This window comes from Lysobacter sp. Soil_N_23, from assembly GCF_057656135.1.
Genome location: NZ_JBDGKY010000006.1, coordinates 1 through 18,700, shown reverse-complemented (window position 1 = coordinate 18,700; position 18,700 = coordinate 1). Strand labels below are relative to the sequence as shown.

At 65.6% G+C, this 18,700-nt stretch carries 22 protein-coding genes and 1 pseudogene; 10 read left to right on the top strand and 13 right to left on the bottom strand.

All coding sequences use genetic code 11. The features are described from left to right. Nucleotides 1-125: 125 nt before the first annotated feature. Genes AC3A3X_RS06505 through AC3A3X_RS06490 form a run of 4 tightly spaced genes read right to left on the bottom strand, consistent with a single transcriptional unit; the run spans nucleotide 126 to nucleotide 3,899 of the window. Entirely contained in the window at nucleotides 126-1,244 is a 1,119-nt protein-coding gene (locus AC3A3X_RS06505) for an ABC transporter permease (RefSeq protein WP_487582221.1), read from the bottom strand. Next, complete coding sequence (locus AC3A3X_RS06500; RefSeq protein ID WP_487582355.1) at nucleotides 1,241-2,173, bottom strand: ABC transporter ATP-binding protein; 933 nt, start codon at nucleotides 2,171-2,173, stop codon at nucleotides 1,241-1,243. The genes AC3A3X_RS06505 and AC3A3X_RS06500 overlap by 4 nt, the downstream gene beginning before the upstream one ends. Before the next feature lie 23 nt (nucleotides 2,174-2,196). Continuing rightward, nucleotides 2,197-3,183 carry an HlyD family secretion protein gene (locus AC3A3X_RS06495; RefSeq protein WP_487582220.1) on the bottom strand — a complete coding sequence of 329 codons (987 nt, stop codon included), beginning with the start codon at nucleotides 3,181-3,183 and terminating at the stop codon, nucleotides 2,197-2,199. A gap of 11 nt (nucleotides 3,184-3,194) precedes the next feature. Then, nucleotides 3,195-3,899, bottom strand: a complete 705-nt coding sequence (locus AC3A3X_RS06490; RefSeq protein WP_487582219.1) for a TetR/AcrR family transcriptional regulator — start codon at nucleotides 3,897-3,899, stop codon at nucleotides 3,195-3,197. Nucleotides 3,900-4,048: 149 nt separating this feature from the next. On the opposite strand from AC3A3X_RS06490, the gene AC3A3X_RS06485 reads away from it, so the two are divergent. The 8 genes from AC3A3X_RS06485 to AC3A3X_RS06450 all read left to right on the top strand — a co-directional run bounded on the left by AC3A3X_RS06485 (nucleotide 4,049) and on the right by AC3A3X_RS06450 (nucleotide 11,658). Beyond that, the gene (locus AC3A3X_RS06485; RefSeq protein ID WP_487582218.1) at nucleotides 4,049-4,279 is read left to right on the top strand and encodes a hypothetical protein; all 231 of its coding nucleotides are present in this window, start codon (nucleotides 4,049-4,051) and stop codon (nucleotides 4,277-4,279) included. Between the two features lie 123 nt (nucleotides 4,280-4,402). After that, a complete protein-coding gene (locus AC3A3X_RS06480; protein ID WP_487582217.1) occupies nucleotides 4,403-5,404 on the top strand; it encodes a PhoH family protein in 1,002 nt (333 codons plus the stop codon). Nucleotides 5,405-5,415: 11 nt separating this feature from the next. Next, nucleotides 5,416-5,901: an rRNA maturation RNase YbeY gene (gene ybeY / locus AC3A3X_RS06475; protein WP_487582216.1), complete on the top strand. Its 486-nt coding sequence runs from the start codon at nucleotides 5,416-5,418 to the stop codon at nucleotides 5,899-5,901. 120 nt (nucleotides 5,902-6,021) lie between these two features. Continuing rightward, entirely contained in the window at nucleotides 6,022-6,906 is an 885-nt protein-coding gene (locus tag AC3A3X_RS06470; RefSeq protein WP_200604378.1) for a CorC family transporter, read from the top strand. 100 nt (nucleotides 6,907-7,006) lie between these two features. Next, nucleotides 7,007-8,161: a lipoprotein N-acyltransferase Lnb domain-containing protein gene (locus AC3A3X_RS06465; protein ID WP_487582215.1), complete on the top strand. Its 1,155-nt coding sequence runs from the start codon at nucleotides 7,007-7,009 to the stop codon at nucleotides 8,159-8,161. A 122-nt stretch (nucleotides 8,162-8,283) separates the two neighbouring features. After that, complete coding sequence (gene corA, locus AC3A3X_RS06460; protein ID WP_487582214.1) at nucleotides 8,284-9,276, top strand: magnesium/cobalt transporter CorA; 993 nt, start codon at nucleotides 8,284-8,286, stop codon at nucleotides 9,274-9,276. 113 nt (nucleotides 9,277-9,389) lie between these two features. Continuing rightward, the gene (locus AC3A3X_RS06455; protein ID WP_487582213.1) at nucleotides 9,390-11,450 is read left to right on the top strand and encodes a carbon starvation CstA family protein; all 2,061 of its coding nucleotides are present in this window, start codon (nucleotides 9,390-9,392) and stop codon (nucleotides 11,448-11,450) included. Continuing rightward, entirely contained in the window at nucleotides 11,434-11,658 is a 225-nt protein-coding gene (locus AC3A3X_RS06450; RefSeq protein ID WP_487582354.1) for a YbdD/YjiX family protein, read from the top strand. The genes AC3A3X_RS06455 and AC3A3X_RS06450 overlap by 17 nt, the downstream gene beginning before the upstream one ends. Nucleotides 11,659-11,843: 185 nt before the next feature. Here AC3A3X_RS06450 and AC3A3X_RS06445 read toward each other — a convergent pair whose 3' ends face one another. From AC3A3X_RS06445 to AC3A3X_RS06405, 9 genes are all read right to left on the bottom strand, one after another. Continuing rightward, nucleotides 11,844-12,254, bottom strand: coding sequence for a hypothetical protein (locus AC3A3X_RS06445; protein WP_487582212.1), 411 nt, complete (start codon nucleotides 12,252-12,254; stop codon nucleotides 11,844-11,846). Nucleotides 12,255-12,418: 164 nt separating this feature from the next. Next, entirely contained in the window at nucleotides 12,419-12,955 is a 537-nt protein-coding gene (locus tag AC3A3X_RS06440) for a cold shock domain-containing protein (RefSeq protein WP_487582211.1), read from the bottom strand. Between the two features lie 8 nt (nucleotides 12,956-12,963). Next, complete coding sequence (locus AC3A3X_RS06435) at nucleotides 12,964-13,425, bottom strand: hypothetical protein (RefSeq protein WP_487582210.1); 462 nt, start codon at nucleotides 13,423-13,425, stop codon at nucleotides 12,964-12,966. Between the two features lie 172 nt (nucleotides 13,426-13,597). Beyond that, on the bottom strand, nucleotides 13,598-14,074 hold the full coding sequence (locus AC3A3X_RS06430) for a DUF6985 domain-containing protein (protein WP_487582209.1): 477 nt from the start codon (nucleotides 14,072-14,074) through the stop codon (nucleotides 13,598-13,600). 34 nt (nucleotides 14,075-14,108) lie between these two features. Continuing rightward, nucleotides 14,109-14,483: a bleomycin resistance protein gene (locus AC3A3X_RS06425; protein WP_487582208.1), complete on the bottom strand. Its 375-nt coding sequence runs from the start codon at nucleotides 14,481-14,483 to the stop codon at nucleotides 14,109-14,111. 45 nt (nucleotides 14,484-14,528) lie between these two features. Next, nucleotides 14,529-14,969 (bottom strand): hypothetical protein, encoded by a 441-nt coding sequence (locus AC3A3X_RS06420; protein WP_487582207.1) that lies wholly within the window; start codon nucleotides 14,967-14,969, stop codon nucleotides 14,529-14,531. Nucleotides 14,970-15,038: 69 nt separating this feature from the next. Then, nucleotides 15,039-15,428 (bottom strand): VOC family protein, encoded by a 390-nt coding sequence (locus tag AC3A3X_RS06415; RefSeq protein ID WP_487582206.1) that lies wholly within the window; start codon nucleotides 15,426-15,428, stop codon nucleotides 15,039-15,041. 172 nt (nucleotides 15,429-15,600) lie between these two features. After that, entirely contained in the window at nucleotides 15,601-15,927 is a 327-nt protein-coding gene (locus AC3A3X_RS06410; protein WP_487582205.1) for a nucleotide pyrophosphohydrolase, read from the bottom strand. A 1,103-nt stretch (nucleotides 15,928-17,030) separates the two neighbouring features. Further along, nucleotides 17,031-17,309 (bottom strand): hypothetical protein, encoded by a 279-nt coding sequence (locus tag AC3A3X_RS06405; protein WP_487582204.1) that lies wholly within the window; start codon nucleotides 17,307-17,309, stop codon nucleotides 17,031-17,033. A 312-nt stretch (nucleotides 17,310-17,621) separates the two neighbouring features. Between AC3A3X_RS06405 and AC3A3X_RS06400 the strand changes: the two are divergent. Together AC3A3X_RS06400 and AC3A3X_RS06395 are read left to right on the top strand one after the other, a co-directional pair. After that, nucleotides 17,622-18,017 (top strand): annotated as a pseudogene (locus AC3A3X_RS06400) (IS110 family transposase); the annotation flags it as partial. A gap of 346 nt (nucleotides 18,018-18,363) precedes the next feature. After that, entirely contained in the window at nucleotides 18,364-18,558 is a 195-nt protein-coding gene (locus tag AC3A3X_RS06395) for a hypothetical protein (RefSeq protein ID WP_487582203.1), read from the top strand. Nucleotides 18,559-18,700 lie beyond the last annotated feature (142 nt).

Genomic DNA, 18,700 nt, shown 5'->3' with positions numbered 1-18,700 from the left:
CGGAACAAGCAACGGCAAAAGCAAACTGGATCCCGGCTTTCGCCGGGATGACGGTGAGGGTGAGGGTGAGGGCGATGACGGCGAGGGTGAGGGCGATGACGATGAGGGCAGAGTCGGAGAAAGGGTCAATCCAGCCGCTTGCGGAACCGCATGATCGCCGCCGTCATCATCACCGTGATGAAAACCAGCAGCGCCAGCACCTCCGGCCACAGTTCGACCAGGTTCGCGCCGCGCAGCATCACGCCGCGGATCAGGCGCAGGAAGTGCGTCAGCGGCAGCACCTCGGCCAGCCACTGCACCACCTTGGGCATGCCGGCGAACGGGAACATGAAGCCAGACAGCAGGATCGACGGCAGGAACACGAAGAACGTCATCTGCATCGCCTGGAACTGCGATTGCGCCTTGGTCGAAATCAGCAGCCCGAGCGTCAGGTTGGCGATGATCAACAGCACCGAGGCGAGGTAGACATCCAGCAGGCTGCCGCGGATCGGCACGTCGAACAGCCATACGCCCAGCACGATCACCAGCGTGGTCTGGATCAGGCCGATGCCGGCATAGGGCAGCACCTTGCCGATCATCAGTTCGCTGCTGCTCAGCGGCGTGGCGATCAGCAGCTCCATGTTGCCGCGCTCACGCTCGCGGACGATGGCCACGCCGGTGAACATCACCATGGTCATGGTCAGGATGATGCCGATCAGGCCGGGCACGATGTTCACCGCCGAGCGTCGCTCGGGGTTGTAGAAGCTGACCACGCCGATCTGCCCGGCCGCGACCTGGCCGGTGCCGCCGCGCGCGGGCCCGAGGTTGCTGGTCGGCGTGTTGCTCAACGGCAGCTGCGCCAGCTGCACCGCCGCGCTCTGCACCACCGTGTCACTGCCGTCGACCAGCACCTGCACCGCTTCGCGGCCCTCGAAGCGGCGCCGCTCGAAGTCCGGCGGGATCACCACGCCGATGCTGATTTCGCCGCGGCGCAACTGCTCCATCAGCTGCCGCGGCGTGGTTGCGCTGAAGGTCGGATCGATCACCCCGGTGGCCACCATGTCCATGACCACCGCGCGCGACCCGGCGGTATTGGCCTGGTCGGCGACGCCGGTTTCCAGGCCACGCAGGTTGAGATTGATCGCATAGCCGAACAGCACCAGCTGCATCACCGGGATGCCGACGATCATCGCCAGCGTAATGCGGTCGCGGCGCATCTGCCGCAATTCCTTCTGCACGATCGCGAACAGGCGGCGCAGGTTCATGCGGCGCGCTCCTGCGGCTGCTCGGCACGGCCGCGCGTGGACGCGACGAAGACGTCCTCCAGGTTCGGGTGCGTGGCCGCCACCGTCGCCTCCAGCCCGGCATCGGTCAATGCCTTCTGCAGTCGCGCCGCGGCGTCGCCGTTGGTTTCGTTCAACACACGCAGCGTGTTGCCGATCTGCGCCACGCTCAGCACGCCCGGCACCTTGACCAGCATCTGCTGGGCGCGCCGCGGCTGCGCCGCCAGCACTTCGACGGTGCGGCCGGCCAGGGCCTGGGTGAGTTCGTCCGGCGTGCCGTCGGCGACCAGCACGCCGCGATCGAGGATGGCGATGCGATGGCAGCGCTCGGCCTCGTCCATGTAGTGGGTCGAGACCAGGATGGTGGTGCCGGCGTCGGCGAGGTCGAACAGCTTTTCCCAGAAGTCGCGCCGCGACTCCGGATCGACCGCACTGGTCGGCTCATCCAGGAACAGCAGCTCGGGGTTCTGGATCACCGCGCCAGCCAGCGCCAAGCGCTGCTTCTGGCCGCCGCTCATGGTGCCGGCCAGTTGCTTCTGGCGGTCCTCGAAGTGGTACTGCGCGACCAGTTCGTCGATGCGCCGGGCTGCCTGTGCGCGCGGGATGTCCTGCACGGCGGCGAGGAACTCGAGGTTCTCGCGCACGGTCAGGTCCTCGAACAACGAGAACTTCTGCGTCATGTAGCCGATGCGCTTGCGCAATTCCTCGGCCTGCTCGGGGATGCGCAGGCCGAGCACTTCGACGTCGCCTTCGCTCGGCGTGAGCAGCCCGCAGAGCATGCGGATGGTGGTGGTCTTGCCCGAGCCGTTGGGCCCGAGGAAGCCGTAGACATTCGCGCGCGGCACGCTCAGCTCGACATGGTCGACCGCGACCAGCGAGCCGAAGCGCTTGGTCAGTCCGCGCGCGCGGATGGCCAGTTGGTCCGTGCCGGCGTTCATTTCGCACCGGCCTCGAATTCGACCCGGACCGGCAGGCCTGCCGGCAGGTCCGCTGTCTGGCCGCCAACCAGTTCGACTTCCGCCAGATAGCTCAGCCGTGCCGCGTCCTTGCCGATCAGCGCGTAGTACGGGGTGAAGCTTGCCTCGTTGCGGATCATCCGCACCCTGCCCTCGTGCGAGCCGTCGCGGCCGTCGATGAACACACGCGCGGACTGGCCCACGTGCACGCCGACGCGGATCGGCTCGGGCACGTAGACACGCGCATACGGCGCATCGCCGACGAGCATGATCGCCAGCGGCGCGCCGACCGGCGCCTGGTCGCCAAGGCGGTACGGCAGGCTGTCGACCACACCGGCGCGCGGCGCGACCAGATCGAGCTTGTGCAATGTCACTTCCTGCGAAGCGGCCTGCGCCGTGGCGGCGGCCAACGCCGATTCGCCCTGCGCGATCTGTTCGACACGGGTGCCGCGCTCGAGTTCGAGCAGCGCCGCCTGTGCCGCACGGACTTGCGCCTGCGAGTTGCCGGCAGCGGCGCGTGCGCGGTCGACATCGGAGGCGGCGACGAGCCGTTGCCGCCCCAGCGGCTGCAGGCGCGCGTAGTACGCGCGCGCATCGGCGGCTTCGGCCTGTGCCGCGGCGAGGTTGGCGCGTGCCTGGGCGATGTCTTCGCTGCGCGGGCCGGCCTCCAGCTCCGCCAGCACGTCGCCGGCCTGTCGGGCCTGTGCCTGCAATGCTGCCAGCTCGGCCTGCGTGCGGGTCACTTCGAGTTGCACCAGGCGCGCGCCAGCCTTGACCCGCTGCCCTTCGCGCACGTCTATGCGGACGATGCGTTCCGACGCCGTCGCCGGCAAGGCGATGCGGTCCCATTCCAGCGTGCCCAGTGCCTGCGGCGGTTCCTTGCCGCAGCCAGCCAGCAGCACGACGCATGCAAGGCCCAGCCAGGCAGCCGGCGTTGTCGTGTGGTTGCGCTTGTTCGTGTTCATGGCTTCGCTCTTCATCCCACCCCCAGACCGCGGTCAAGCAACGCCAGCGTGTGCCGACGCAGTGCATCGAAATCCAGGTCATCGGCCTGGAACATGCGGCGCCAGATCGGGGCGCCGGCCGCGGGAAACAGGGTCAGGCCGATCAGCGACACCATCAGCAGGCGCGGGTCCAGGTCCTGGTTGAGTTCGCCGCGCTGCTGCGCCTGGGCGAAGCGTGCGGCCATCATCAGCGGCATCTGCGGGCCGATCCGTTCGAACAGCACCTGGCGCAGGGCGCCGCCTTCGCACAGGACTTCGCGCACCCACAGCGCCGGCAGCCAGGGATGCGCGGCGACCAGGTTGCCGATGCCCATCACGAATGCAGCAACCAGATCGGCGATGTCATCGCCGGCATCCATCAGCGGATCGCGCAGGCGCGCGAATGCCGGCAGCACGCGCTCGGCGACCACCGCCTCCTGCAACTGCGCCTTGTCGCCGAAGTAGTAGTGCAGCAGCGCCGGCGTAACCCCGGCCTCGGTGGCGATCGCGCGCAGCGGGGTCGCCGCGATGCCCTGGCGGGCAAAGCAGGCGATGGCGCCGTCGAGCAGGCGCTCGCGCAGGTCGGGGCTGTCCGGGCCGGGGCGGCCGGGAGCGCGGCGGACCGCGCCTTTCGCGCCTTTGGCGCCTTTGCCCGACTTGCTGGCCTTTGCGGCCCTGATTTTGGGGGACTCTGTCATGGCGATATATTTAATTCAACGATTAATTAGTTTCAACCCCCGACCGACGAACGGTCAATCGATGGCCGCCCTGCTGCCCGGAGCCGCAACCACCGGCGCTCCGCCCTGCCCTATCGTGTTGCCTGCCCTCGCCCGAGATTGCCGTTGCCATGCCCGACCCTGCTCCTGCTCCCGGCCTGCTCCAGCGCTGCGCTCTGGGACTGTGGTTCTGCGCCATCGCCGCACTCGGACTGCTGCGTTATGCGATGCGCTACGTCCGCAACGGCGAGCATGCCGGCGACACGGTGATGTGGTTGTGGCTGATCGGCTCGTTGCTGGTCGGCGCCATCGGCGTGCGACTGGTCTACCGCGCGCTGAAAGCCCCGCCCCCGCGCAACTAGCGACGACTGATCCCAGGGAAGCGGCGCCTGTTTTGCGAAATGGCCCGCGCAGGCGCAAGCTGTTTGCCCCCCGGCACGCAAGCGCGTGCGTCCCCAGATCGCCACGGAAGACACTTCCTCTCGATGTCCTCTCGAACCACTTCCGAATTCGCCCTCGAACCTGCCGCGGCAGAACGCCTGGCCAACCTCACCGGCCCGTTCGACGGCCACCTGCGCATGATCGAACTGCGCCTGGGCGTGGAGATCGCCAATCGCGGCAACGTCTTCCGCATCGTCGGACAGCCACTGGCGGTCAACAAGGCCGAGCGGCTGCTGCGCGACCTGTGGCGCGATGCCGCCGAGGAGACGCTGACCGAACCTGCGATCCACCTGCGCCTGACCGAAATCGACGCCGACGGCGTCGCCAATGACGACGTCGAACCGCAGGAAGTGAGCATCCGCGTCAAGCGCGGCACGATCCGCGGCCGCGGCGCCAACCAGGCCAAGTACCTGCACGCGATCGCCACCCATGACATCAACTTCGGCATCGGCCCGGCCGGCACCGGCAAGACCTTCCTTGCCGTCGCCAGCGCGGTGGAAGCGCTGAACGAAGCGCGCGTGCAGCGCCTGATCCTGGTGCGCCCGGCGGTGGAGGCCGGCGAGAAGCTCGGCTTCCTGCCGGGCGACCTGACCCAGAAAGTCGACCCCTACCTGCGCCCGCTGTACGACGCGCTCTACGAGATGCTCGGCGTGGAAAAGGTGGTCAAGCTGCTGGAGAAGAACGTCATCGAGATCGCACCGCTGGCCTACATGCGCGGACGCACGCTTAACGATGCCTATGTGATTCTCGACGAAGCGCAGAACACCTCGATCGAGCAGATGAAGATGTTCCTGACCCGAATCGGCTACGGCAGCACCGCCGTAGTCACCGGCGACCTGACCCAGATCGACCTCCCCAAGCACCAGAAGTCCGGGCTGCGCGATGCGCTGGACGTCCTGCGTGGCGTCAATGGCATCAGTTTCACCTTCTTCGAATCGCGCGACGTGGTACGCCACCCGCTGGTGGCGCGCATCGTCAACGCCTACGACGCCCGCGACGCGAGGGACGCCAGCACTGGCGAAGCTCGTCCCGGTCCGTCCACCTGAGCGCAGACACCATGACCCGGGGCCCCATTCGACTCGACGTTTCGATCAACTATGCAGTTCCGCGCACCGGCATCCCGGCGGCGGTGAGTTTCCGCAAATGGGTGGCCGCCGCGCTGGAAAGCCGGATCCGCGAAGCCGACCTGGCCATCCGCATCGTCGGCACCAAGGAAGGTCGCGCGCTCAACCGGCATTACCGGGGCAAGGACTACGCGACCAACGTGCTCAGCTTCCCCGCCGAACTGCCCGACGGCCTGCCCAAAGGGGTGAAGCTGCCGCTGCTGGGCGACCTGGTGATCTGCGCACCGGTGGTGGCGCGCGAGGCCAGGGAACAGAAGAAGCCGCTGGCCGCCCACTACGCCCACCTCACCGTCCACGGCGCCCTGCACCTGCTGGGCTGGGACCACGAGGACGAGAAAGAGGCGATCTGCATGGAGCAGCTCGAGCGCGAGATCCTGGCCGGGATGGGGATCGAGGACCCGTACCGGGACGACACTTGAGCTCCTCCCCCTGCGAGCAGGGGGAGGTTGGGAGGGGGTCGGGGCTCTGCCCAGCACCCCCAGCCGCTTCCGCGGTAGACTCCCTTCGTCGCCCTCCCCCTGGGCGCCTTCAAGAACACAATGTCCGAGGACGACAGTAGTAGCTTCCACGCGCAGGAAACCCACGAGCGGCGGCACCACGAGAAGCCGCGCTCCTGGCTCGAACGCATCAGTTCGGCGCTTTCCGGCGAACCCACCACCCGCGAGGACCTGGTCGAACTGCTGCGCGACGCGCAAGCCGACGGCCTGATCGCCGCCGACACCCTGCGCATGATGGAAGGCGCGATCGCGGTGTCCGACCTGACCGTGGGCGACGTGATGATTCCGCGCTCGCAGATGGTCTCGTTGCCGGCCGACGGCAAGTTCCTCGACCTGATGCGGCAGGTGGTCGAGTCCGGCCATTCGCGCTTCCCGGTCCACGGCGACGACAAGGACGAGATCCTCGGCGTGCTGCTGGCCAAGGACCTGCTGCGCGGCGTCGTCGCCGATTTCGGCCCCGGCAACGTCCATGAGCTGCTGCGCCCGGCCGTGCTGATCCCCGAGTCCAAGCGCCTGAACGTGCTGCTGCGCGAGTTCCGCCAGTCGCGCAACCACATGGCGATCGTGATCGACGAGCACGGCGGCGTCGCCGGACTTGTCACCATCGAGGACGTGCTCGAACAGATCGTCGGCGAGATCGACGACGAGCATGACGACGCCGAAGACCCCAGCGCCCTCATCGCCGCGCAGGCCGACGGCCAGTTCGTGGTCGACGCGCTCACGCCCATCGCCGACTTCAACGAGCGTTTCAGTGCCGACTTCGACGACGACGAATACGACACCATCGGCGGCCTGGTCACGGCTGCGATCGGCCACCTGCCCGAAGCCGGCGAGGAACTCACCCTCGGCCGCTTCGTCTTCCGCGTCTCCGGCGCCGACGCCCGCCGCGTCCATGCCTTCCACGTCGGCGTCCTCTCGGATGCGTGACGCTTCGATCCTCTCCCCGACATCCGGGGAGCGGCAGGAACGAGCCCCCTCCCCCGCTTGCGGGGGAGGGTTGGGGTGGGGGCGAACGAAGCGGCTACTCATGAGCGTTGTCCTGCTCGCCGTAAGCCTCCTGAGCACCCAGGCCTTCGCCACCACGCCCCGCATCGGCGTAGCCACGATGCAACCCGGCGAGATCTTCTTCGAGCGCTTCGGCCACAACGCGATAGTGGTCGTCGACCCCGACACCGGCGCCGCGATCTCCTACAACTTCGGTTTCTTCGACCCGAGCGAACCGGACTTCATCAGCCGCTTCGTCCGCGGCCACATGCGCTACCAGCTGGCAGCGCTGCCGTTCGAGCAGGACCTGCTGCAGTACCGCGACGAAGGCCGCGGCGTCGACGTGCAGTGGCTCGACCTGAGCGACGCGCAGGCGAACGAACTGGCCGCGGCCCTGGCCGAGAACGCCAAGCCCGAGAACGCGCACTACGCCTACCAGTACTTCGACGACAACTGCAGCACGCGCGTGCGCGACTCGCTCGACCGCGTGCTCGACGGCGGCCTGCGCCGCCAGATCGAAGGCCGCTCGCACGGCAGCACCTACCGCAGCGAGGCCGTGCGCCTGGCCTCGCCGGCGTGGTGGATGTGGCTGGGGTTCGATGTCGGCCTGGGCCCGTCCTCGGACAAGCCGCTGCCGGTGTGGAACGAGTCGTACGTGCCGATGCGCCTGGCGGCGGCACTGCGCGAAGTGAAGAACAGCGAAGGCCGGCCGCTGGTGAAGTCCGAACAACCGATCCTGCCGCACCGCCTGCCGCCGGAGCCGCAGGAGCCACCGCCGCGGTGGTGGCCGTGGTGCCTGGCAGGCCTCGCCTTGGGGATCGCCGCGGCGTGGGCCGGTCGCCGGCATCCGCGGGCATTGGCTGCGGTCGCGTTGCCCTTCTGGACGCTGTCAGGCGTGCTCGGCGCGCTGATGCTGTTCATCTGGCTCGGCACCCAGCACCGCTACGGCTGGGCCAACAACAACCTGCTGCTGCTGAGCCCGCTGGCCTGGCTGTTGCTGCCGGGCGGATGGCGGGTGCTGCGCGGACGCGACCCGGGGCCGTGGTTCCGGCGCTGGCTGGCCGTGCTGGCCGCTGCCGCGGTGGCGGCGCTGTTCCTGCACTGGCTGCCGATGTACCCGCAGCGCAACGCCCACTGGGTCGCGCTGTTGCTGCCGATCCAGCTGGGGCTGTGGCTGGCCTTCCGCCGCCCCCGATAGGTGGTAGGAGCGAGCTTGCTCGCGATATGGCGCAGCCGCCGCAAATCGCGAGCAAGCTCGCTCCTACACCACACCCTGCGCGATGGGTTGCCGTGCCGGCCTGAGGCGGGCACGATCGCGCCATGAAAGATCCCACCCTCCCCCAGTGCGTGGTCAACTGCGCCGCCTACACCCGCGACGGCAAGCGGCGCGACATCAACCTCGACGAGATCAGCGACGTCCTCGCCGTCGATGACGGCACCTTCATCTGGGTCGGCCTGTACGAGCCGGCCGATGACATCCTCGAGAAGCTGCAGGAGGAGTTCTGCCTCCACGACCTGGCCATCGAGGACGCGCGCAACGCGCACCAGCGCCCGAAGATCGAGACCTACGGCAACTCGTTGTTCATCGTCGTGCACACCGCGCAGAGTGTGGACAGCCACATCCGCTTCGGCGAGAGCCACATGTTCGTCGGCCCGCGCTATCTGGTGACGGTGCGCCATGGCGCCTCGACCAGCTACGCCCCCGCTCGCGCCCGCTTCGAGCGCGACCCGGAGGACATCGCCCACGGTCCCGCCGCGGCGCTGTACGTGGTGCTGGACCAGATCGTCGACAACTTCCTGCCGATCGTCCAGGAGTTCAGCCAGGACCTCAACGAGCTCGAGCAGGACATCTTCGCCGACGAGTTCCGCAAGGACACCGTCAAGAAGCTCTACGAACTCAAGCGCGAACTGACCCGCCTGCGCATGGCGGTAGCCCCGCTGCAGGACATCCTCGGCCAGCTCGCTCGCGCGCGCGGCGCGATGATCGACGAGGAGAGCGCGCTGTACTTCCGCGACGTGCTCGACCACGTCGTGCGCATCAACGAGTCCACCGATACCCTGCGCGAAATGCTCACCGCGGCGATGAGCGTGAACCTGTCGCTGGTCACCATCTACCAGGGCGAAGTGGTCAAGCGCCTGGCCGGCTGGGCGGCGCTGCTGGCCGCGCCGACGCTGATCGCCAGCTGGTACGGCATGAACTTCGAAGCCATGCCCGAACTGCACGGCCGCTACAGCTACGCAATCCTGATCGGCGTCACGGTTCTGGTGTGCCTGGTGCTCTTCGGCTTCCTGCGCCGGGCCAAGTGGCTGTAAACACTGGGATTGTTGTCTCGCTTAGACCAAAGTCTCAGGCTTCATTGCGCGCTGCGCATTGACCCGGCGCCATCGCCGGCGCGACCCTTCGTTGATCCTTACGGAGGGGTGTCATGAAAGCATTGTCCTGGCTTGGCTGGGTCGCGCTCGCGGTCCTTGCCGTGTTCTGCATCGGCACGATCGCCCTGCACCGAGGCGAAACCATCAGCGCGATGTGGCTGGTGGTGGCCTCGGTCTCGGTGTTCACCGTCGCGTACCGCTTCTACGGTCTGTACATCGCGCGCAATGCGCTGATGGTCGATGCCACCCGCGCGACGCCGGCATGGCGACGCAACGACGGCCTCGACTACGTGCCCACTGCGCGCAGCGTGCTGTTCGGCCACCACTTCGCCGCGATCGCCGGCGCCGGCCCGCTGGTGGGCCCGGTCCTGGCCGCGCAGATGGGCTACCTGCCCGGCACGTTGTGGATCCTGTTCGGCGTGGTCCTGGCCGGCGCGGTGCAGGACATGCTGGTGCTGTTCTTCTCCACGCGCCGTGACGGCCGCTCGCTTGGCGAGATGATCCGCGCCGAGATGGGGCCGGCGGCGGGCGTGATCTCGATGATCGGCATCCTGATGATCATGGTGATCCTGCTGGCGGTGCTGGCACTGGTCGTGGTCAAGGCGCTCGCCGACAGCCCGTGGGGTACCTTCACGGTGGCGATGACCATCCCCATCGCGATCCTGATGGGCCTGTACCTGCGCTACTTCCGCCCGGGCCGGATCATGGAAGTTTCGGTGATCGGCTTCGTCCTGCTGATCCTGGCGATCTGGAGCGGCGGCAAGGTCGCGGCGAGCCCGGACTGGGCGCCGGTGTTCCATCTCACCGGCACCACCCTGGCCTGGCTGATGATCGGTTACGGCTTCGTCGCCGCGGTGCTGCCGGTGTGGCTGCTGCTGGCCCCGCGCGACTATCTGTCGACCTTCCTCAAGATCGGCACGGTGCTGGTGCTGGCACTGGCGATCCTGATCGCCATGCCGGACCTGCAGATGCCGGCGATGACCAAGTTCGTCGACGGCACCGGCCCGGTGTTCAGCGGCAAGCTCTTCCCGTTCCTGTTCATCACCATCGCGTGCGGCGCGGTCTCGGGCTTCCACTCGCTGATCAGCTCCGGCACGACGCCGAAGATGATCTCGAACGAATCGCAGATCCCGCTGATCGGTTACGGCGGCATGCTGATGGAAGCCTTCGTCGCGATCATGGCGCTGATCGCCGCCTGCGTGCTGCAGCCGGGCGTCTACTTCGCGATGAACGCTCCTGCCGCGCTGGTCGGCACCACGGCCGAGTCCGCGGCCGCGGCGATCTCGAGCTGGGGCTTCGTGCTCACGCCTGACATCCTCACCGCCACCGCCAAGGAAATCGGCGAGACCACCATCCTCTCGCGCACCGGCGGCGCGCCGACGCTCGCGGTCGGCATGGCGCAGATCCTGCACGGGCTGGTCGGCGGCGAAGGCATGATGGCGTTCTGGTACCACTACGCGATCCTGTTCGAAGCCCTCTTCATCCTGACCACGGTCGATGCCGGCACGCGTGTGGCCCGCTTCATGATCCAGGAGCTGATCGGCCTGGCCTACTCGCCGTTCAAGCAGACCGAAAGCTGGGCGGCGAACGTGGCCTGCACGGCATTGGCGGTGGCGCTGTGGGGTTACTTCCTCTACCAGGGCGTGGTCGATCCGCTGGGCGGCATCAACACCCTGTGGCCGCTGTTCGGCATCGCCAACCAGATGCTCGCCGGCCTGGCGCTGGTGTTCTGCAGCGTGGTGATGGTGAAGATGAAGCGCGAGAAGTTCCTGTGGATCCCGCTGATCCCGACCGCGTGGCTGCTGATCTGCACGCTGACCGCCGGCTGGCAGAAGCTGTTCCACCCGGACCCGAAGATCGGTTTCATCGCCAACGCCCGCAAGTTCGCCGACGCCGCCGCGCGCGGCGAGGTGCTGGCACCGGCGAAGTCGATGGACGACATGTCGCGGGTGATCTTCAACAACTACCTCGACGCCGGCCTGTGCGCGCTGTTCGTGCTGGTGGTGCTGGCGACGGTCTACTTCGGCATCAAGGCAGCGCTGGCCGCACGCCGCAACAACGCCCCGACGGCCAAGGAGAGTGAGTATGTCGCGCTCGATGCGGTCGCTCGCTGAGGCCGGCACGCTGGGCCTGGCGCTGCTCGCACGCTGGTGGCGTGCGGCAGCCCAGACCGCGCGCCTGGCGATCGGCATTCCCGACTACGACAACTATGTCGAGCACATCCAGCGCAATCACCCGGACCGGCTGCCGATGAGCCGCGACGAGTTCTTCCACGAGCGGATGATGGCGCGCTACGGCAAGGGCCGTTCGCGCTGCTGCTGACCCGTTGAAAAGCCCCTCTCCCGCCCGCGGGAGAGGGGTTGGGGTGAGGGCTCAGCCTGTGGAAGCCCCTCTCCCGCTTGCGGGGTGAGAGGACACCGCTTGCGAGCCATTGGCTCGCGTGTCCTCGAACGCCCGAGCGCCATGCGCTCGGGCCGGGGTGCGGGTTGGGGTGAGGGCCTCAGGGATCAACCCGCCGCCTGCGTCCGCACGACGTAATCCTGATACGCCGGGATCGCGATCGCCGCGAGGATGGCCAGTCCCATCACGCCCACGATGACCACCAGCGACCATATCGACCACTTGCGCTGCACGCGCTGGAAGTGCTCGACGCTGTCCCAACGCTTGTTGCGCCACGCCCACTCGCGGCCCTTGATGCCGAGGACGATCGACATCACGAACCCGACGTAGGGGATGAAGCAAAGCAGGCCGATCCAGGTGCGGTTGCTCACCGCCCAGATCCAGTTCAGCAGGAACGCACCCCAGCTCCAGCCGGCAACGCCCGGCGGAATCTTCGCGTCCTTGCCCATGCCGGACGTGTTGTCGCCCATCGACAGCTCGGCCAGCGTCGCGGCCGGCGCCTGATACGGATTCTGCATTTTGTTTCCCCTTGGTTGACTGATCGAGCCGATCTCGCGATCGGCCGCATGGATGGCACCGGCATCACCGGTGCCGCGATGCCCTCCCCAGGGCACCGCACGCAGGATAGTCGCGGCCCAGTCACCCGCGGCCAGCGAGGGCCGCCGTGACCGCCGTGGACCCCTCAGTTACACCATTGCTGCTCACACGGCTCGCCGTCGCCGTTCCCGTCCATCTTCGTGTTCGGGCAATGTTTCAGGAAGTACGTCGCCTCCGTGCAGGACGTCATCTGCGAACACATGGTGCGACCGTCGCACTGGAATGCCGCCACCGGCGGCGCAGTGGCGAGGTGAGCGGCAGGTGCGACGGTGCTCTCAACGGGCACCGGCTTGTTGAACTCACGATAGCCGTACAACGCAATGGCAGCGATGGCTGCAGCCGTGACAACGCCTGCCAGGCTGACGCGCCGACGCGCAGGCGCCGCGCGATGGCGCTGCGCGTGCCTGGCAGGTGTCCCGGGACGCATGACGCGGAGCGCACGCGTCTTGCCGTCCGGACCGGCCTGGATCTCGAAGGAGATCAGCTCGCCCACCGTGGGCCGCGGACCACCTGGCGGAAACGCCGAGACGTGGACGAATATCTCACCAGAGCCCTGCGCGGGCGTGATGAATCCAAAGCCGCGGTCGTCATTCCACTTCGACAAGGTGCCGTGCGTTCGCATTGCGTTGCTCAGGCGCCATCAATGCCGGGCAGGAACGACAGGTCCATGTAGTACCTGCCAGTGCGCTGCGGATCGATGTAGACCGCGACATGGTCCTCCACGATGAAGACGGTCGGGTCGTGCCACAGATACCAGCTCTTGAACGTATGCATCTGGCGTGTGTCGGGATCCAGCCACAGCGCCTCGACCCGGTAAGGCGACCGGCCATCGACCTGGAACACCTTGCTGACCTGGACCCGGCGAACCAATGCGTCCACACGTCGACCGCTCTGCATGAGGCGGGTCGCCATGCTCTTTCGCCGCCATCTCCACAACATGATCGACAGGCCCACGGCAGCGACCGCGACGCCTATCAGCGATTCCAATGGTCTCGCCGAGACCAGCAGTGTCGCCGCAAGCCCACTACCGAAGAACAGCAGCGCGGTCGATGCAAACGTCGAGGTGGGATAGGTGGAGACGCGATCAATCATGGTCGCGTCCCCCAAGCCGGCGTGCAACTGCGTTCGTGCCCGGCATCGCAATGCCGACAACGTTCCGATTCAAGGAGCCCCCCTTTTAAAGCCCCGATCCCCGGAAGCAGACGCTATCACCTGGATTGGCGATCGACAACTGAACCGCATCGGCCGGCTTGAATCGCCCGCCTCAGGGCGCCAGCACGCTCCCGCACAACTCCACGAACGCGTCGCCCTTGAAGCGCACACCGAGCATGTGCTCCTCGTCCCATCGCGTGGCGTATCCCAGTTCGGTCGTGAGGTGCCCGCTCAGCGGAAGAACGGCGATGTACTGCAACGACACGTGCGGCCAGACGCCGGCGGGCGCTGTGATGCTCGGGAATCCCTCGCCCGTCTCCTGCTCCTCGCCGGCAGCCAATGCCTCGGCATAGGGTTCGTAGTGTTCGAACATCGCCGTCTCGATCGCATCACGCCAACTGGCAAGCCGGGCCTGGACTTCGCTGGCAACAACCAGCGCCAAGGGGTCAGGCTCGGTCCGGGTTCCGGTCACGACCAGCGGCGCCGAACCCGACTCAAGCTGGATGCTGCCGCGCCAGAAGCCGCGCCAGCGAACCAGCTCACCAAGCGACGGATCGGAAAATGGCAGTGACTTGAACAGTCCGAACATGAAGTCTCCGGTGGTCGCTGAGTGGCTTCTGATTTCAGGTTACTGCGGCGCCAAACGTGAGCCAATCTCCGTCCGGCATGCGAACCTGAAACTCCCGCTGGCGCCAGGGCCGATTCATCAGCGGCTCCACGCGATCGTCAGGTAACGAGGCAAGCGCCGGAGCGAGTTCGGCATGCAACGCATCAATGTCGGTGACATCGATATAGACCGTGACACGGGCCTTGCCATCGACAGTGAGCCTGCGTGCCCGCTCCTCCAGCAGGCGCAGGCCACAGCCCGCAAGCTCGATGTAGGCGTAGTTGCTTTCCCGGTACTTGAGCTCGAACCTGAGCAGATCGCAGAAGAATGCAAGCGCCGCCTGCATATTCGGGACATGCAGGAAAGGAGTTATCTGATGGATTCTTGTCATGCATCCCTCCTGGGCCGCTCCAAATGCGCCGACTTGAATGCCTTGTCAGGGCACGGCTCGTGATAGCTGAGACCAGGCCTGCCACGTCCCGACAAGATACAGCGACCCGATGCCAAGGCAGATTGCCGAGCTCCAGAACCAGAATGCCGCCCCGCGGTCACCTGGAGCAGCCACGGCAAGCACCAGCCCTGCCAGGCCACGCAGCAAGTAGATGCTGGTAATGCCGACAAGAGCAGAGCGCACAAGGGGAAGTCTGGGCAGGACGCCCGCACCGGAAAGCGCATAGGCCGCCCAGAGCATGAGCACGGTCGCGATACCGACAGTGATGATGGCTGGGACAATGCTACCGGCAGCCGAAAGACGGGCCAGGCGCTCGCCTGCACCGAAGAAGCGATACCACGATGGGCCGAAGACAATGCAGCCAATGTGCAGGAGGGCTGCAACTGCGCTCAACACCGCGCCAGCAATCAGGTATGGATTCGCCATATCGCCCTTTCAGTGGCCTGATGCGAGAGTCTGGCCGAGCCGCAAAGTGGGTTCGGCTTGTACGAATTGTCAGGCTGCACCCAGTGCACTGACCATGACGTAATACCCATCAGGGTCCCGGAGTGCAAACTCTCTGGTCCCGGTGTTGGGGCTCACGCTTGGCTCCTCATCAAGGCGGGGGACGAGTGCACGTGCCCTGGCAAGGGCGTCATCAAAGTCATCCACGCGGAAGAACAAAAGTAGTCCATTGCCAGGTTGCGCCTGGTCGGGGCTGCTCAGTGTCGGATGCTCGTGCGCTCCCCATTGGTGGAGACAGAGCAAGACCGTCCCATCGGTGTCAAGGATCTGGCCGAAGTACGAATGAGCAGGAGCCGACTCGGACAGGCCGAACAGCGACTGATACCACTTGAAGCTGCGAGCAACATCCGCAACTCCGATGATTGTCCATGTGCGCTTCATAGGGCTACACCTGCGGCATGACGCCAGAGTTAAGCCGGGCCGCGGAGCGGCTTCGGCTTCGGCTTGAATGAATTGTTGGGCGGCTGCTCCGTGTTGGATGAGCACGAAGTCATCAGCAGTCTTCGACGTGTAGTGGAAGCGGCGCCGAGCTGGTCGCTGCGCAAACCTAATGTTATGTGCCCAGCTCGCTGGATACATATTCGGCCAGCTCCCTGGTATTTCTTACAAACTCCGCCTCCAAATCAATGCCGCACTTGTTTGCAAGAACAATAATCGACCATAAGCAGTCCGACAATTCATGACCAAGTTTCGCTTTGCAGTCATCAATAGTTCGGATACCAGCGTTTGCCTGGATCAGTTTCGCTAGATCGCCTACGTCCCCCATGAAACCGAGCGCAAGTTCTTCTGTGGTCCAGATGCGCCCATACCTCTTGATCTCAAGCTGTTCGTAGAGCTCGTTTAGCTGCAATGCCGACTTTTCAAGATCACTGAGTTTCATGTTGTCCCGCCTGACGCCAGAGTCAAGCCGAGCCGCGAAGCGGCTTCGGCTTGAATGAATTGTTAGACCGCACCCTCACTGCTCATCCTCCGGACGCAATGGGGAATGGGACCAGTCAAACGCGGCCAAAACCTCTTTGGCCAGAGTATCGAACTCTGCGCGGTAGTGATGCTCGTGCGGTGCCGGAACCTCAGGCCGCCCGGGGCTAAAGCCCATAGACCTTAGGGTGGAGACGTACCGATCAATTGGACCGTAGCCGAATACTTGGTCATGCCGGTCCCATACAACAGTGCCCCTGTCCCCCGGAGAGTGTGCCCAGAGGTCAAAGCGGGCGTCTGCGGAGAGAAACGGAGCAAACCGGGACAGGAACTCTTTGACCTGAGGCAATGACAAGGTTGGACTTTGGTAGCGGCCAGGCAGCGCCTCTCCACGAGGAGTGTGAAGCAGGTATAGCAGGTAATACGGCGGCTCCAGGCACTCAACCAGTCGCTCAAACACAGTGGGATCGCTGCCAGGAACGCCCGCAGTTAAGCGTTCCGCGACGTCGAACACTGGCGGGTGCGAGTGGGCAGTCCACTCGCCGTCAACAAGGTGGCCGAGACGGTACATATGCGGTCTAACACCAGCGTTAAGCCGCACCGCGGAACGATGTCGGCTTGAATGAATTGTTAGCGCCCATGCCGACTAGCCGCCAGAGCGATAGAAAACGACATGAGACGCCTCGGGATTCGTGCGGAAGCGGAACTCTGACTTGTACTCGCAGATGCAGGCGGCCACGTCGCCGCTCGGTGAGTACAAGTTGTAGGCCAACTCCAGGGTTTCACCAACCAGCTTGTACTCGGGCCGTCTGACAGAGTACCCGCAGGTTGCAGGTTCACTGACGTGATAAGTGACGCTCGAACCCGCCACTGAGCTTTGAACTAGAGTCCCGTATGGACGGTTCTCTGGCCAGTCGTTGCAACCCAAGTACCGAAACTCCACACCAAACTCGTCACTTGGATCGGATACCGAGTGCCAACCACGGGCCGAGTAGCACCAAACAAACCCGCCCGCTCCTGCTGCTACCAAAAGCCCAATTAGCAAGTGACGTTTGTTCATGGGCGCTAACGCCAGAGGTAGGCCGCACCGCGGAGCGGTGTCGGCTTGAATGAATTGTCAGGGCCCGCCCTAAGGCAGATCGCGTGGGTAAGTGAAGCGACCGCCAGCCCGCAAAGAATTGCGAAGAAGCCCAGGGAAATGGATACAGCCAATGCTAGGAGCCCAGGAAGCGAGCCGACGAGCAGGACGTTGGACCAACGAACCATGCGGCGCTGCAAGAGCAGGTAGTAAATGGGCGCGCCGAACAGCACCACAATAGGCGTGCCAAACAGCGCGGTGTACACAAAGCCAAGCCAAGCAGAAGACGCGGGGCCGATAAGGGAGTTGGCATGGAGCGTTGACTCCAGGGCCCCATAGCCAGCCATTGTCCCTGCCGCGACTAGCAGCGCGAGCAAGGCGACCAGCTCAACTGCTGCAAATTGCCTGAGACATGTCATGTTGGTCCTAACGCCTTATGTCTTGTGATTCCCCTAGGCTAAGCGCCGAGAGCCCGGTGACGTCCTTCGCCCGAACAGTTGCGCGAGATAACCTCGCACCGATAAGCCTGGGCAGGTCGTGATCGCTCTCGACACTTCCTACTCTAGCGGAGTCTGGTCATGACGGCAGCAGGCATCGATGTGGGCAAAGCGGTCTTGGACTTGGCCATCCACGGCCAGCCACAAGTGCAGCGGTTCGCGAACACGGCGGCTGGGATCCGCCGCTTGGTACGACGGCTGCAGACTCAGGGCGATGTTCGAGTCGTGATGGAGGCCACGGGCGGCTATGAGGAGCCGGTCCTGGCCGCCTGTGCCGAGGCCGGCCTGTGGGCGGCTCGGGTCAACCCGCGCCAGGCCCGCGACTTCGCGCGCGCCACCGGTCAACTGGCCAAGATCGATGGCCTGGACGCGAGGATGCTGACGGAAATGGCACAGGTTTTCCATGCCCACCTGCGCCCGCATGCGCCGGCTCCGGCTTGGCAAATCGAGCTCAAGGGCTGGCTGCGTCGTCGCCACCAAGTGGTCGACACGATCCAACGTACCCGCCAGCAACAGGCGATGACTTTGCCTGCGATCCGGCCGCTCATCAGGAGGACGCTGGCGGCCCTACAACGCGAGTTGGCTGTGATCGATGGCGCCCTGAAGGATCTGCTGAAGGCCCACACCACGCCGGCGCTGCACTCGTCCAAAGACCTGGGTCCGCTATTCCAGGCGAGCGTGCTGGCGCTGCTGCCGGGGCTAGGCCAGTTGAATCGCCAACAGATCGCCAAGCTGGTGGGCGTGGCTCCGCTCAATCGCGACAGCGGACAGCGGACAGAGCCAGGGCAAGCGACGCATCTACGGCGGACGCGCCGAGGTACGGGTGGCCCTGTACATGGCCACGTTATCGGCAGTGCGCTGGGAGCCCGCGATGAAAGCCCACTACCAACAGCTACGGGCGCGCGGAAAGGTCGCGAAGGTGGCCCTTGTCGCCTGTATGCGCAAGCTGCTGACGATCGTCAACGCGAGGCGCCGGGATGAGTTGCATGGGGTCGCGGTGGCGACTTGCGCCACCTAGCAAAAGAGTCGCGCTCAAGACAGTTGCTGAGTTAAGCCGAGCCACGAAGTGGCTTCGGCTTGAATGAGTAAAAAGGAGACTTCCCGCCCCTGCGGACAACCGCTCGGTCTTTGATGACCATGATGGTTTTCACCATCGGCAT

Coding starts and splice junctions, on each gene's coding strand:
- AC3A3X_RS06505 (WP_487582221.1), bottom strand. CDS start 1,244: ATGAACCTGCGCCGCCTGTTCGCGATCGTGCAGAAGGAATTGCGGCAG.
- AC3A3X_RS06495 (WP_487582220.1), bottom strand. CDS start 3,183: ATGAACACGAACAAGCGCAACCACACGACAACGCCGGCTGCCTGGCTG.
- AC3A3X_RS06490 (WP_487582219.1), bottom strand. CDS start 3,899: ATGACAGAGTCCCCCAAAATCAGGGCCGCAAAGGCCAGCAAGTCGGGC.
- AC3A3X_RS06485 (WP_487582218.1), top strand. CDS start 4,049: ATGCCCGACCCTGCTCCTGCTCCCGGCCTGCTCCAGCGCTGCGCTCTG.
- AC3A3X_RS06480 (WP_487582217.1), top strand. CDS start 4,403: ATGTCCTCTCGAACCACTTCCGAATTCGCCCTCGAACCTGCCGCGGCA.
- ybeY (WP_487582216.1), top strand. CDS start 5,416: ATGACCCGGGGCCCCATTCGACTCGACGTTTCGATCAACTATGCAGTT.
- AC3A3X_RS06470 (WP_200604378.1), top strand. CDS start 6,022: ATGTCCGAGGACGACAGTAGTAGCTTCCACGCGCAGGAAACCCACGAG.
- AC3A3X_RS06465 (WP_487582215.1), top strand. CDS start 7,007: ATGAGCGTTGTCCTGCTCGCCGTAAGCCTCCTGAGCACCCAGGCCTTC.
- corA (WP_487582214.1), top strand. CDS start 8,284: ATGAAAGATCCCACCCTCCCCCAGTGCGTGGTCAACTGCGCCGCCTAC.
- AC3A3X_RS06455 (WP_487582213.1), top strand. CDS start 9,390: ATGAAAGCATTGTCCTGGCTTGGCTGGGTCGCGCTCGCGGTCCTTGCC.
- AC3A3X_RS06450 (WP_487582354.1), top strand. CDS start 11,434: ATGCGGTCGCTCGCTGAGGCCGGCACGCTGGGCCTGGCGCTGCTCGCA.
- AC3A3X_RS06445 (WP_487582212.1), bottom strand. CDS start 12,254: ATGCAGAATCCGTATCAGGCGCCGGCCGCGACGCTGGCCGAGCTGTCG.
- AC3A3X_RS06440 (WP_487582211.1), bottom strand. CDS start 12,955: ATGCGAACGCACGGCACCTTGTCGAAGTGGAATGACGACCGCGGCTTT.
- AC3A3X_RS06435 (WP_487582210.1), bottom strand. CDS start 13,425: ATGATTGATCGCGTCTCCACCTATCCCACCTCGACGTTTGCATCGACC.
- AC3A3X_RS06430 (WP_487582209.1), bottom strand. CDS start 14,074: ATGTTCGGACTGTTCAAGTCACTGCCATTTTCCGATCCGTCGCTTGGT.
- AC3A3X_RS06425 (WP_487582208.1), bottom strand. CDS start 14,483: ATGACAAGAATCCATCAGATAACTCCTTTCCTGCATGTCCCGAATATG.
- AC3A3X_RS06420 (WP_487582207.1), bottom strand. CDS start 14,969: ATGGCGAATCCATACCTGATTGCTGGCGCGGTGTTGAGCGCAGTTGCA.
- AC3A3X_RS06415 (WP_487582206.1), bottom strand. CDS start 15,428: ATGAAGCGCACATGGACAATCATCGGAGTTGCGGATGTTGCTCGCAGC.
- AC3A3X_RS06410 (WP_487582205.1), bottom strand. CDS start 15,927: ATGAAACTCAGTGATCTTGAAAAGTCGGCATTGCAGCTAAACGAGCTC.